The organism is uncultured Prevotella sp., assembly GCF_946407605.1.
In the GTDB taxonomy this organism is placed as follows: Bacteria; Bacteroidota; Bacteroidia; order Bacteroidales; family Bacteroidaceae; genus Prevotella.
Genome location: NZ_CAMJOS010000035.1, coordinates 1 through 13,014 on the forward strand (window position 1 = coordinate 1; position 13,014 = coordinate 13,014).

Consider the following 13,014-nt stretch of genomic DNA (forward strand, 5'->3'; position numbering starts at 1 on the left):
TTGTCATGTTCCCTATCGTCATCATGTGCGTGATGCCGTGGGTGATGCAGATGGAGGTGAAGAACATCGTGGTGGATGTGGTGGACATTGACCACACTGTGGAGTCTCAGCGATTGGTACAGCAGATTGCTGCCTCCAACTACTTTATCTTCGGTGGACAGAAGGCTACATACGCTGAGGCGATAAAGGACATCGAGAAGGGTAGGGCCGACGTTATCCTCGAGATTCGTGATGGTAAGTATCTCATCGCTGCCAATGCCGTCAACGGCACCAAGGGCTCAATGGGCAGCGCCTATCTGAGTCAGATTCTTCGAGGATCTTCCTCTTTCCTCCTTCCTCCTTCCTCGACAACCACCCTCTACAACAAGGGCCAGAACTACAAACTCTTCATGATTCCGGCCCTCTTTGCCATTGTGATGATGCTGATGACGGGCTTCCTGCCCACACTTAATATCGTTGGTGAGAAGGAGGCTGGTACCATCGAACAGATCAATGTCACACCCGTCTCCAAGTGGTCGTTCATCCTTGCCAAACTCATTCCTTACTGGCTCATCGCGCTGTTTGTCATCACCGTGTGCTTGCTGCTGGCGTGGCTCGTCTATGGCATCACCCCAGCTGGTCCTGTGTGGCTCATCTACGTGCTTGCCATGTTGCTGGCGCTGTTCTTCTCGTCGTTCGGACTCATCGTGTCCAACTACTCCGACACCATGCAGCAGGCCATGTTCGTGATGTGGTTCTTTGTGGTAAGTATCATGCTACTCTCAGGACTTTTCACCCCCACGCGCTCCATGCCCCAGTGGGCGTATCTTACCACCTATATCAACCCCATGCACTATTTCATCGATGCCATCCGCACCGTCTTCATCCGTGGAGGTGGACTGCACGAAACTGCCCACCAGGTCTTAGCCCTTGCGGGCATCGGCACACTGATGGGCTGTTGGGCTGTGCAGAGCTATAAGAAGAATAGTTGATCTAAGGCCAGGCAGATGCGCGACACACGCAGGGCAGTGAACATTAGACACAGGAAGGAGAAGACAACATCGAGCAATCGCTTCAGCAATCTGTTCAACGGTTCTTCCAACGGACTGGTATAGGTGGTCATCACCCCGATATCGTCAATAAGGATGGGACGTAGGTTCAGTTTCTCTTCTGCCGTGGGCAGATAATAGAACTTGACCATCCGTTTGTCGCATAGCTGCGATATGGACATAATCACTTGCCGTTCGCTACGGGGCACACACAGATACAATTCATCGCCAAGGGAAGGCAATTATGTGCTCGGCTTTGTCGCTTCGCTCGTCGAAGAATTATGAATTGTGAATTGTGAATTAAGAATTAATTCTACGGTGCAGTTGGCGCCAAAAAAAATGCCACCAACGGAATATGGGTTCCCAAAGGCACTCGGAGGGAAATATTTTCAGCAGTCTCCAGTCTCGCTTCAATCGCAACATGTTCTTTCTCCATGGTGTGTTTGCCTGTATTGACTGCGGATCATACTGACCGAAGTTTCCTCCATAGAGAATCTCGTTCATAAGGAACCTGCCTCGACGCTCGTCTGGCGTGACGAGCAACAGTCTTTTTGGCATGGCGAACAGTTGCCTCATCACAAACATGACTGCAGCCGTTATATCATAAAGGCCAAACTGTCGCAGCAGTTGCACGTCATGCAGCCGTTCCTCTTCTGTAAAGCCTTGTCGCAACAGGAAATAGTAGTCCATCATCTGTCGCATACCCATACCATCGTGTATCACGTGGTTCATTATGTGTACCATCAGGAATATGCGGTTAAAGGCATTGGTAGGTATGCTCACCACTCCAGCGCCATTTAGCAGTTCCACGCGGCGTTCCCGCTGTGCAGCAGCCTCGCTGAGAAACCACTGCTGCAGTCGTCTGTTGTAAATGAGATTATTGAGGAATGCCGGCCGATAGTGCAGTTCCACCTCTATGCCGTCGCATTTCACATACTCCACATGGTGATAGCACGCAATGGCATCGGGCTGAGCCTTTCGTGCAAAGGCTATTACCTGCTTTGGCGGAGCCATCACCCACACATCGATGTCACCCGGCACGCGAGCTGTCGGGTCTGGATAGGTAAGGGCTATGCCCTGCCCTTTCAGTATGCAACAAGGCAACCCAGCCTCCTCCATCATGGCAGCTACCTTGACGCATGCTGTGTCAACCCTTCTGTTGAGCATGGCAATCTTATCGCTCAACATCATGGCAACTATGTTTATCTTTCGCGGTGGGCGTTGCTCTTCCGGCATCAGACGTATACCACGTTCAACCACGCCTTGTACGGCCTGTTTCTTGGCTATCCTCATCATCTGTTGCCACTCTTGTTCGCCGTCAACATCCGGCATAGGCCGCTGACCCTCTTTGGTCTTCAGTCCCATACCACAACGCAACAGAATGACAAAATTCCTAATTGAGGTCATCGGTCACCATTAAATTTTTCTCTCATTATATTCCACAGAAACAGCGGGTTGCCTATCAAATAGCGTCGCCACATGCGTCTTGGCTCAATCAGCAGGCGGTAAAGCATTCTATCACAGTTGACAAGTGCCTGTGCAAACAGATCATCACGCTGTGCCACGACATAAGAATAGGCATATACAGTGTTAATTAGCACTTTCCCATCAGGAATAAGCGCCAACTGTTCTTTAGATTCGACGATATCCAGTTCTTGAAGTCTCAGCATCTATTATTTCTCCTGTAGCAGATATTTTGTCAGATATGGTACTGCAAACACCTTTTACTTTCTTTTATTCTTCTTTATTATTCTTCGACTGCAAAATACAACAACTTTCTTTATTCGCCAAATCTTTCAGCCACTATTTCTTGCAATCATTCAGATAGTCAGAACAGTTCATTCAGATAGTTTCTTTCACTCTTTCAGATAATCTCCATACCCCCTTAGGGATTATCTGAACAAGTCGTTCAGATGGTCTCATTGACATGTCCAGATTATCTCTACAAACCAATATTAGTTCAATATCTCTAAATGGTCATCTCTTTATACTGCCATCATTTTTGTCGCCGTAATGGGAAGATGCATAGTTGCCGTAACCATAACTGCCATAGCCATAGCGACCATATTTTCCGTAATGGCCATATTTTCCGTAACGGCCGTAGCCGTAATAGTAGCCGTACTTCCTCTTCGACATATCCACCGCGTTGAGCACCACGCAGGCGTTGGGAAGCTTGTTTTCATGAGCCAAAGAGTCGAGTAGTGTGAGGTTAGCCTTTGGCGTATAGTCAGCACGGCAGACGAAGCAGCTGACATTGGCATAGCGGGCAAGTTGTAGCGTGTCGGTAACCAGTCCTACGGGAGCAGTATCGAGAATGATATAGTCGTACTCCTCGCTGAGCAGGTCGAGCACCTCCTTCAGAGTCTTTCTGCTCAATAGCTCCGTAGGATTCGGAGGAATAGGACCCGACAGCAGGAGGTCAAGCCCAGGGTGCACTCCAGAGTTGCATGATTTGTTGTGCAGGAGTTCTGCAGTGACATGCTCTGACCTGAGCAGGTTGGTGAGGCCCTGTTTTAAGTTTGACATACCAAACAGGCGTCCGAGTGCAGGCTTACGGATGTCGCATCCCACAAGCATCACCCTCTTGCCGAGCAGTGCAAACGACACAGCGAGGTTGGCAGCGAGGAACGTCTTGCCTTCGCCAGAGATGCTCGAGGTGAAGAGGATGATTTTCTCGTTTTCCTGCATCATAAACTGCACATTGGTGCGCAGTGCTCGGAATACCTCGTCTATCTGACTGTTCTTGTCGGCCTGTACCACAATGCCCGCAGCAGTCTTCACACTTTCGCTAGCTATGGGTACATCAGCAACAATAGGCACTTTGGTCAGCGAGGCGACATCCTCGCGGCCCTCTATGCGGTAGCGTAGCAATTCTATGACAAACAAGATGACAAACGGGATGAGCAGACCTATAATGAAGGCTGTTCCAAGAATCATGCCCTTCCGAGGGCTTACCAGTCCGCTATACAGGGGCATGGCAATGAGTTTTCCCTTGTCAGCCGTGGCAGCGAGTGAGATGCTGTTTTCCTCGCGTTTCTGGAGCAGCAGAAGGTAGAGACCAGAACGCACTTCCTGCTGACGACCTATCTGATTGAGCACACGTTCCTGCTCAGGCGTACTGCCGATGCGGCTCTGGTACTTTCCATATTGACGCTGAATGGAACTGCGCTGTAGTTCGGCAGAATGGCGGGCCTGTGCGAATGCCTGACGGATAGAGCCCTCCAAGTCGTCAAGCATGTCGGTAAGCGACTGTACCTGTGGTGACTGTTCACTGGCACTCCGCATCAGTCGGTTGCGCTCCTGTACCGTTTTGTTGTAGTCGGCTATCAGTTGCGTTGATGCCCTGTCGTCCATGCCGATATTGGCCGGTATCAGTTTATAGCGGTTGTCTGGAGTGTTCAAATATTGTTGTAAATAGTCGAGCAATTGCAGCTGTGTGTTGACGTCTGCCAGACGGGCCGCATACTGTGCTGAGAGTTGCAGTGACTGTGCTGCGTCAGCCTCTAAATGGGTAACCGCGTTGCGTCGCTTGTAGTTCTCCAGCGAGTTTTCCGTCATTCCCAGTTCGGCATCAATCTTCTCTATGCGTTGGTTGATGAACTCCTCCGTCTTCCGTGCTATCTCGTTCTTGTCTTCATTGGCCTGGTCGTTATAGCACAGCACGAGCATATTGATAAAGTCCATGGCACGTTTTACGTTTTCGTCATTGACTACGATGTCGGCAATCGAGGTCTCTTTCGATGTGGGTGCCACGCCTAACCGTCCCATATATTTGAGTGCCATCATCATGGGCGGACGTATGTTGACGAAGAGCTTTTCTCCACGATTGAAACGGTCTGTCTTGTTATTCTTATATTTGGGGTTATTCATGAAGGATATTATACCATAGTCTGTCGTGATGGATGTGCCAAGCGAATCGAGGTCTTCACTGTACTCCTTCATGACCTTCCCGTTGTAATTCAGCGAGATGTCGGCATGATACCCCTTTTCTTTCTTTGTGATAGCCATCTGCAAGGAGCGTATGCCCTCGAACATATAGTAGTCCAGCGTATCGAGTGACATGGGGTCGAGGTCTACGCTGACCGGCTGGTTGGCATAGAGCAGCTGTTTCTGTATATGCCCATCGAGCCTATAGTCCGTATAGAGTTTCAAGCGCTTCACGGCATCATGTACCGTTACCGGCGACTGCAGTATCTCCAACTCATTATCGAACCCACTGGAGTTGTTCATGATGCCGAAGTCTTCCATGTTTGGGAGAATCTGCCTGATGGAGGTCCTCGGCTTCTTGTCCTCATCCTTCACCAACATTTTGGCCGACACCTGATAGATGGGTTGGGCATAGCGCAAATAGATGTAGGCAGTACTCATGCAGATCACTAAAGAAAGCACATACCACTGCCAGTTCAGCACCACGTGGGCAAATACTTTCTGGAAGCTAAAACTTGCTCCTTTTCTCTCGTCGCCTATAAGGTCTTTCAGGTCGTCGAGGTCTTCCAAATCAATTTCTACTTTGTCTGACATAAGTTATAATTTTTAATCGTTAATAAATTCTTTACTTATATTATAAAGGAACTTTACGGCGCCGATGATGTATCGTCGCCACATTCTTCTCGGTTCCATAATCAGTCGGTGGAGCCATTCCAAGGAATTTCTTTGCCACGAAAGGGGAGCCCGTTTTACGGTTCCAGCATAGAAGTCGAACACGGCACCGATAGTTCCGCAATGGCAGTGGATATTTAGTTCGTCCCAATGTTGATATGTCCATTTCTCCTGTTTGGGAGCTGTCATGCCTATCCAGAGCAGGTCTGGGGCAGCATCATTAATGGCTTGTATCATCGTCTGGTTGTCCTCATCCGAGAACTCTGGTTTAAAAGGTGGCGAATACGTTATAATGTCCAGATGCGGATAATCGACAGCCGCCCGTTCCCGAATCAAGGCCAGCACTTCTTCACTTGAACCGAGAAACATCACCCGCAGTTTGTCATTTGTCATTTTACCTTTATCATTTAGCCTTTCCATTTCAAAGATGAAAAGGTCCCATCCTGCAATGCGCTCCTTGGGTTGGCTCTTCGCCCTCAACCATCGGCAAGCTTTTACGATGCTGGCACCATCAGGAATCAGATAATCCCCCTTGCTGAGTGCCTCAGCAAACGCCTCGTCCTCTTGAGCCGTATTATAAGAGTGGGCATTGATGGTATTGATGAGTATTTTCCCGACAGGAATCCTGTCAAGCTCTGACCGTGAGCAGACTATCTTTAGTGTTTTGAGTTGGAGTGACATGAACAGGAACTTATTTTATTCAGAATATAGAGCATTTGTAACCAGCTTCAGCGACTCCAGGGCTTGTACCTCTGTGAAATTAGCGATTACACGGTTATAGACAAAATGGGAGAAGTAGTCCCATTTACCACTACTCTCTATCTCCATTATCTTGTTTGCAAACTGCATCTCAGAGATTTCTGATACTACTAGTCTGCCATCGCCACAAATTGACTTATTAAAACCAGCTGGACTGACTATTGGAACTACGCCAAAAGCCATTGCTTCTGTTAAGGAGTTTGAATGTCCTTCTTTCTTTTCTTCTGATGGGAAAACAAAGTAATGAGCAGAACCGAGTTTTGAAGCAATAAAGTCAAAAGTCTTTTTTCCATGAAATATAACTGAGCCTGACGGCAAATGCATTTCTCGCTTACAAGCTAATAAGCGCTGTCGATACGTTTCCGAACAACCGCCAATAAGACCAAGGGTCGCTTTGTATCCATTGTCTATAAGAACCGATAATACCTTTATTATTAATTCAATATTTTTGGATTCTGTTATCCTTCCAAAATATATAAGATTAATGCATTCTCTGTTTATCATAGGGGCGAATATAGCTATTCATGATATAATTAGGATAATATATTGTATTAACTTCCCAGCGTTCCTGAATAAATGCTATAAATTCCATACCTTGGCAAAGCACTGCAGAAGATTTTTCTAACATGTTCTGCATTGTTTTCCGGTATATCCAGGAGTGACGCAAAAATGTCTTAGCCATAGTCCCATTCCGAAGTTCATATACGACTTTTCTTCTGAATACACGGGAAATCAAAAAAATCATGTATTCATAAAACAACTGGTTCTCATAGAAACCTGTAATATGAATAGGCGTATTGGAATGCTTAAGAAGGGTTATTACTAATATAAACGGTGTGATGAGAAAGTTATAAAGGAAATGTAATTTCCCCCTGCCTAAATTTGGTTTCTCAATGACTACAACCTGCACGCCTAACTTTTCGTATAATGAGATTGTTCTTTGGCATCCTCTCTCTCCTCCACCTAATTTATTTGAAGGTAGCTTTTTCCCCGTTGGGCCGTAGAAAATTATCTTTTTCATGATTCACCGATTGAAGAAGTCCATGTATTTTCTTGCACAATTCTCTATCGTATAGGCACTGTCATCTTTCATCTTGAGCGAATGCTGTCTCAATTCACATAAATGCTGATACGAATATTCCAAAGCATCCAAGTATTCCCCGACTGTGTGCCCTTCGCTCAATACACCATTCACCTTGTTCTCAATGATATCCACTGCGCCACAAACGGGTGTCGACACGATTGGCAGGCCCACAAGGCTCGCCTCTAACAGGGTGATAGGCATACCCTCATAATCCGATGACAAGCAGAACACATCTGCATGGAGCATGTAGTCGCCCACATTCTTGCGCGAGCCTATAAAATGCACATGAGTCCCGGCCTTTGCCCGTATGGATTCCCCTAACTTGCTTTCAAAACCGGAACCGATGATGACTAAATCTGCATGGTAACCCTTTTCCACGAATTTGCTAAAAGCCTTTGCCAAAAGCCTTTGGTTCTTTAGGGGATTGCATCGTGCCACATGAAGATAGATACGACTGTTTGCTGTGCTTTTATAGGAATCCATTTCCTCTCTTGTCTCATCAAACCTGTCCGTTGGTACTATCGGTGCCCGGCCATTGGGAATGCATGCTCCTTTGACTTTGGGATAAACATCCATCATGTCGCGGTAGTTGGTTCCGCTTAATGCCACAAACCCCATTTTCTTTTGATAGCCAACCGTTTTGACAAGAAACCGGTAGAACAGAGAATCGTATCCGTTGTGAATGTCACTATGAATTGTTTGATAAAACTTCATTTTCCGATTGAGCAGGAAGATGGCCAGAATACAATAGTGTGGCATTTTATTGCCGTGCAAGTGAACTATGTCCGCCTTTTCTCGTTTTATCGCTTTGTATATCTTAACGACTTTATGTAAAGAATAGCCTTTGCCAATACCAACATTTTTGTATGTTACTCGGTCAGCCAACTCGGAAGCATAAAACAAATCTCGTTCTGGGTCAACAGAATCATCTTTTATGGCCATGATAGTCACTTCATTGGACTTTGAAAGCTCGTTTGTCAGGTCAACAGCAAAACGTTCTGCGCCACCAGGATAAAAGTTAAATACAACTTCAAGTATTTTCATAACATTTCAGATAGTTATCTGCAATCGCCTTCCAACCCATATCCTTCATCCATTCTTCCTTGATATGAGTTCTCATCGCTCTCAGTTTTTCCTTGTTTGAATATAATTCCATGATACCGTTTGCCAAGTCGTTCACATCACAGGACTTTACGACAAGTCCAGTGATGTTGTGCTGAACAGCAACTGCAAGCGCGCCCACGTTGGTCACAACCATCGGTACACCTAATGTGAAGGCTGTCTGGACGACACCGCTTTGTGTTGCATCCTTGTATGGACAGACTCCAAACTCGCAAGCCTGGAGCATGCCAGCCAATTCTCTGGTGTCTATATAGCGATTGATGATTCTCACATAGTCCAGCTTCTTGTATGGCTCAATGTCGAAATAATATTTCCCGCCCCCAGCTACCACCAACATGAGTTCGGAATAACGGCTATGCACTGTCTTCATCGCCTCCAAGAGGTATTCTACTCCCTTGTATTCCACGATCTGCCCGAAAAAGAGAATAAAAGGCCTGCCTATTGGGAAAGACTGCGGTTCGACATGCAGGATAGCGCTATACATGCCCAGCTTGTTAATAAATATATGGTTATTAGGAACATGATAATAAGATGCGAATGCTGAAGCCTGCTTGCTATTGAGTAATACCAGCTTGGGAATCTTCTTGAAAGCCAATATTCTATCCTTTTCTGTCATTTTATCTGTATGACCTGAATGCCGGAATGGATCATGAACGGTCAACACTAATTTCTCTTTTACCAGATATAATAATTTTTGTGTCAGGCAGGGTGCTTTAGTTAAATGAATGACATCTGGCTTCTGCCTGATGAAATGTATGACCAGTCTTACCATCAATAGCAGGTTGGCGGGATGAAACTTCTGCTTGTGCCTTTGATTGACGACGTAAACATGCGAAAGGTCGAGTATGTTACAGAAGTCATTGAACTCCGGGTATATTTCCGTTGCGGGATAGATGCCTGTATGCGGATACAACTCTTTCAGGTCAATGAGTGTTGACCGCTTGCTGAAAGATGCAATAGAGATGTAGTATCTCACGTCATGCCCTCTGCGTTGCAATTCACCGATTAATGGGAAATCGCAATCGGCAAAAAAAGGGGAACTATAATATATAATTTTCATTTTTCACTCCTTAGTATCTCCATAGAGCCATACGAACCATTTCCTGATTCGGAAGTAAATCCCGTCAATGAGGAAGGCGAAGAAATAGATCAGCGGCCTGTCCCAGTGACGCCCGTGTACTGCAAAGTATGACGCGAATGCTTCCTTGATGCTTTCCTTGCTGACAAATTTTCTGTTATAATGTATAAAGAGGATAAAGAACGCCCTGTTTGTGGTGTAGATGTCCGGTTCCTCTGCAAAATACTGATAAGCCCAGTTCAGGAGTGCCATCTGAGCCCTCAATTTACGTTCTGCTATTTGGCGTGAATAATCGGGGGTGATATTCTGCGAACTTTGCCGCCAACATACTCTTGCATTGGGCACAGTACACATACCCTTTCTGCCAGAGAACACAATCCACGCTGCCACATCGCTGCCCCATGCCAAGTCATATTTCGGGAAGCCGTCCATTTGTTCGTAGACTTTTCGTGAGAACACATTCTCCACGACAAAAGCTGTCAACCGCCCTGAATTCTTGCCACGGTAGAAACGATAGGCCGGAAGCACTGCCGGATAGTCTTGTTTCCGCTTTTTAAACGCTCCACGCTCGTTTATGATATCCACATTGAAGTGATAAACATCATAATATCCCTCCGTCTTCTCTATCTGCCGCAACAGTTCCTCCACACAATTCGGCTCCATCACATCGTCATCACTGAACAGCCAGATATAAGGCTCGTCCCGACTCATGGCGATGCACCGCTCCCATTGGGCTACTAAGTCTTTTCCGCCCAAATTGGTGTCAAACCGCTGATAAACCAGATTTACTTTGTCTTTGTATTGCTCCACGATACTGCCTATAGGCTCAGGGCTACAGTCGTCACCCACATACAAGGTGAAGTCCTTGCACGTCTGCATGGCAATAGAGTCAAGCGCAGCGGGCAGGAATGTAGCCTTGTAGGCAGGTATGATGATGGCAAGTCGGTGGGTCATAGTTGTTGTCTGCGAAACAGTTTCTTTCGTTTCATGATTATCCGTAATACGGCTATCAGCATGAGCCTACGCTTTTTAGATTCTATCATCTTCATGGATATGCCAAGCAGGAGCATCGTAGGATAAACAGACCCTAACTCTCCCGTACCTATTGAGTAAAACAGGTACAGAGAAAGGATAGACACTCCCAAGCCTGTCAGTTTCTTCCGTCTTTTACGATTCCTCCAGAAATAGAGGAAAATCGCGGTATAGAAAGCCGCCCATAAAAACAGACCGACGATGCCCCGTTCAAGCAAAGTCTGCAAGATAACACTTTCTACACCATAGAGGCCACGGACAGACTCTGGATCCTTAGTGTGCATATATTCCCAATATCCTTTTCCCAGCCCTAACCATTCATGTCCTTCTGCGTGGATTGCAACATACATGTATTGGGACATTCGCAACTGGATAGAACTGCCCCTTGTCTCACTGTTTTCTGCGAAAATGTCTGTCACCTGGTTGACTTTTTCCTCGACAGCAGGAACCGTGTTATATGATAGTATCAGGAGCATCACAGCAATCATGCCGTAGATTACATTTCTGTTCAGTTGGAAAACCCACATAGAATAACAGATGAATGAAAATATGGCACATACCCATACAGTGCGACATCCGCATACCACTATTCCGAACGAACAACATGCAATGGCTATAATAAATTCCGTCTTGCTCTCCAGGTGCCGATACCATCCATGTAAATGGAGCAATAATATGGCAGCGCATATATAGCCATAATCAAAACCATACTGAAACATCGACTGCACCCTGAACCGGTCACTTTCCGTATAAATATCACCCAAAGCGACATCCCCATATCTTGTTGTCTGGCCTTCGGTCAAGGCATTGACAAAAATGGCATTCTTGTCTATATAATTGAGCAAGCCAAAGAAAGTCAGCACAATCAGGCAATACAATGAAACCTGCAATATAGGCTTTAGCGACTTTTCGTTCTTGACAGCCCAGAAGGCATAGACGATGGCAAAATATTTGAACAGGAGTTCGTACTCAATCGTTTCTTTTATGCTTGTATAGGGGCTTGTTAGTGCTGCCAACAGTGCCGAGAAACTAACTATCAGGAGTGGAATCCACAGATAGGGTGTAGATTGCAATCTCTTGAAATGTCGTGGCAGGTCTCTCCATTCTGACAGCAGGAAAGCCACTTGCAGTAATAAGTTAGCCTTGTGTAAAGGGATAACGGGTATATTTACCAGCGTCAGCGTCATAGCACCCATGATGAGCATGGCCGCCTTCCATTCTCGCTTCACGTAGAACATCAGGCCACAGCACACCAGTGTGACTATGATAGCAACTATCCTCATTACTTTACAATTTTATTGATTCTGATTTTCAACCTCTCACACTTCAGTTTTGCGTAAGCCACTGGCAGCAAAAGACAAGACAGCCAATTGGATTTCAGCGTGTTATTTATAAGCTGAACATCTTTTTTGTTAAGCGCGTTTATGAGGATAAGAATCGTGTAATGAATGTGCTGACCTAATGACAGCGGCTTGCATCGCCCATTCATCACCAATCCGGCATAGTAGCGGTAGATATCTTGCCCCCAGTCCGAAGCACCTTTCCTCCGCCCTGTTAGTATGATTCCGCTCTCCAATATACGGTAGCAACCCGTTTGTTCCGGCAACCAGATGAAGTCACCCATCATGGCGGCACTCAATGTAAGGGCAAAATCCATCTTTATGGGACAGTTGGCGAAGGATTCAGATTTCCATACCTTATAGCGGTACATGCTGGTGAGCACCATGATGTAGTTGCCGTAACGGAGCAGCGTAGGCAGGTTGTCGCCGGAATGGGAACGGCCAGGATAATCTTTTATAAATGGTCTGCTTATCGGATTCCCTTCACCATCAATGGCCTGAAAGTTGGTATAGACTAATGTAGCCTGGGGATTGGCATCCAATGCATCCGCCTGCTTTTGCAGTTTATGCGCGTCGGTCCAATAGTCATCACCCTCACATAGGGCGACATAGTCTATCTCATCCGTCACTTCCCGATAATATTTCAGTCTTGGTTTCTTGATGCTGTAGTGATTGTATTTCAGCAGATAAACCGCAAAGTAGCAGTTCTTGTTCTCCTGATGGCGAGCCACCGTCAGGTGGTAGTCATCGGTTTCCTTTGTCCACTCTGTGTCAAAGTGGTCGTTCAGGTATTGTTTGATGACCTCTGGCTCTCCGTCCGTGCTGGCATCGTCCATGATGAGACAGACGAACGGAAAGCTCGTCTGCTGCATGCAAAAGCCATCCATGGTATCCTTGATATAGGATGCCTGGTTGTAAGTGTTGCACCACACAGACACCTTAAAGTGACTTATAGTTTGAACTTGTGCCATT

12 protein-coding genes and 1 pseudogene are annotated in these 13,014 nt (G+C 46.2%); 1 reads left to right on the plus strand and 12 read right to left on the minus strand.

Annotated elements, in window-relative coordinates; genetic code table 11:
• The coding region (locus Q0R57_RS12410; RefSeq protein WP_294748170.1) for an ABC transporter permease at window positions 1–971 on the plus strand (971 nt) is incomplete at its 5' end.
• Here the strand turns inward: Q0R57_RS12410 and Q0R57_RS12415 are convergent.
• The 12 genes and pseudogenes from Q0R57_RS12415 to Q0R57_RS12470 all read right to left on the minus strand — a co-directional run bounded on the left by Q0R57_RS12415 (window position 953) and on the right by Q0R57_RS12470 (window position 13,013).
• On the minus strand, window positions 953–1,210 hold the full coding sequence (locus tag Q0R57_RS12415; RefSeq protein ID WP_294748173.1) for a hypothetical protein: 258 nt from the start codon (window positions 1,208–1,210) through the stop codon (window positions 953–955). The two genes, Q0R57_RS12410 and Q0R57_RS12415, sit on opposite strands and share 19 nt — an antisense overlap.
• 118 nt (window positions 1,211–1,328) lie before the next feature.
• The gene (locus Q0R57_RS12420) at window positions 1,329–2,435 is read right to left on the minus strand and encodes a nucleotidyltransferase family protein (protein WP_294748175.1); all 1,107 of its coding nucleotides are present in this window, start codon (window positions 2,433–2,435) and stop codon (window positions 1,329–1,331) included.
• Window positions 2,432–2,539, minus strand: a pseudogene (locus tag Q0R57_RS12425) (glycosyltransferase); the annotation flags it as partial. The pseudogene Q0R57_RS12425 and the gene Q0R57_RS12420, both read right to left, overlap by 4 nt.
• Before the next feature lie 466 nt (window positions 2,540–3,005).
• Window positions 3,006–5,549 carry a polysaccharide biosynthesis tyrosine autokinase gene (locus tag Q0R57_RS12430; RefSeq protein ID WP_294748178.1) on the minus strand — a complete coding sequence of 848 codons (2,544 nt, stop codon included), beginning with the start codon at window positions 5,547–5,549 and terminating at the stop codon, window positions 3,006–3,008.
• Window positions 5,550–5,561: 12 nt separating this feature from the next.
• Window positions 5,562–6,308, minus strand: a complete 747-nt coding sequence (locus Q0R57_RS12435) for a WecB/TagA/CpsF family glycosyltransferase (protein ID WP_294748181.1) — start codon at window positions 6,306–6,308, stop codon at window positions 5,562–5,564.
• 15 nt (window positions 6,309–6,323) lie between these two features.
• Window positions 6,324–6,890, minus strand: a complete 567-nt coding sequence (locus Q0R57_RS12440; RefSeq protein WP_294748184.1) for a glycosyltransferase — start codon at window positions 6,888–6,890, stop codon at window positions 6,324–6,326.
• Entirely contained in the window at window positions 6,868–7,407 is a 540-nt protein-coding gene (locus tag Q0R57_RS12445; protein ID WP_294748187.1) for a hypothetical protein, read from the minus strand. The genes Q0R57_RS12440 and Q0R57_RS12445 overlap by 23 nt, the downstream gene beginning before the upstream one ends.
• Before the next feature lie 3 nt (window positions 7,408–7,410).
• A complete protein-coding gene (locus Q0R57_RS12450) occupies window positions 7,411–8,514 on the minus strand; it encodes a glycosyltransferase (RefSeq protein ID WP_294748190.1) in 1,104 nt (367 codons plus the stop codon).
• Window positions 8,501–9,652 (minus strand): glycosyltransferase family 4 protein, encoded by a 1,152-nt coding sequence (locus tag Q0R57_RS12455; protein WP_294748192.1) that lies wholly within the window; start codon window positions 9,650–9,652, stop codon window positions 8,501–8,503. Before Q0R57_RS12455 ends, Q0R57_RS12450 begins: the two co-directional genes overlap by 14 nt.
• Before the next feature lie 3 nt (window positions 9,653–9,655).
• The gene (locus tag Q0R57_RS12460) at window positions 9,656–10,624 is read right to left on the minus strand and encodes a glycosyltransferase family 2 protein (RefSeq protein WP_294748194.1); all 969 of its coding nucleotides are present in this window, start codon (window positions 10,622–10,624) and stop codon (window positions 9,656–9,658) included.
• A complete protein-coding gene (locus tag Q0R57_RS12465; protein ID WP_294748197.1) occupies window positions 10,621–11,985 on the minus strand; it encodes an O-antigen ligase family protein in 1,365 nt (454 codons plus the stop codon). Before Q0R57_RS12465 ends, Q0R57_RS12460 begins: the two co-directional genes overlap by 4 nt.
• Entirely contained in the window at window positions 11,985–13,013 is a 1,029-nt protein-coding gene (locus Q0R57_RS12470; protein ID WP_294748200.1) for a glycosyltransferase, read from the minus strand. The genes Q0R57_RS12465 and Q0R57_RS12470 overlap by 1 nt, the downstream gene beginning before the upstream one ends.
• Window position 13,014 lies beyond the last annotated feature (1 nt).

What these genes read in the sequence shown, in the direction of transcription:
- Q0R57_RS12415 (WP_294748173.1), bottom strand. Translation starts at nt 1,210, where the DNA reads ATGTCCATATCGCAGCTATGCGACAAACGGATGGTCAAGTTCTATTAT.
- Q0R57_RS12420 (WP_294748175.1), bottom strand. Translation starts at nt 2,435, where the DNA reads ATGACCTCAATTAGGAATTTTGTCATTCTGTTGCGTTGTGGTATGGGA.
- Q0R57_RS12430 (WP_294748178.1), bottom strand. Translation starts at nt 5,549, where the DNA reads ATGTCAGACAAAGTAGAAATTGATTTGGAAGACCTCGACGACCTGAAA.
- Q0R57_RS12435 (WP_294748181.1), bottom strand. Translation starts at nt 6,308, where the DNA reads ATGTCACTCCAACTCAAAACACTAAAGATAGTCTGCTCACGGTCAGAG.
- Q0R57_RS12440 (WP_294748184.1), bottom strand. Translation starts at nt 6,890, where the DNA reads ATGATAAACAGAGAATGCATTAATCTTATATATTTTGGAAGGATAACA.
- Q0R57_RS12445 (WP_294748187.1), bottom strand. Translation starts at nt 7,407, where the DNA reads ATGAAAAAGATAATTTTCTACGGCCCAACGGGGAAAAAGCTACCTTCA.
- Q0R57_RS12450 (WP_294748190.1), bottom strand. Translation starts at nt 8,514, where the DNA reads ATGAAAATACTTGAAGTTGTATTTAACTTTTATCCTGGTGGCGCAGAA.
- Q0R57_RS12455 (WP_294748192.1), bottom strand. Translation starts at nt 9,652, where the DNA reads ATGAAAATTATATATTATAGTTCCCCTTTTTTTGCCGATTGCGATTTC.
- Q0R57_RS12460 (WP_294748194.1), bottom strand. Translation starts at nt 10,624, where the DNA reads ATGACCCACCGACTTGCCATCATCATACCTGCCTACAAGGCTACATTC.
- Q0R57_RS12465 (WP_294748197.1), bottom strand. Translation starts at nt 11,985, where the DNA reads ATGAGGATAGTTGCTATCATAGTCACACTGGTGTGCTGTGGCCTGATG.
- Q0R57_RS12470 (WP_294748200.1), bottom strand. Translation starts at nt 13,013, where the DNA reads ATGGCACAAGTTCAAACTATAAGTCACTTTAAGGTGTCTGTGTGGTGC.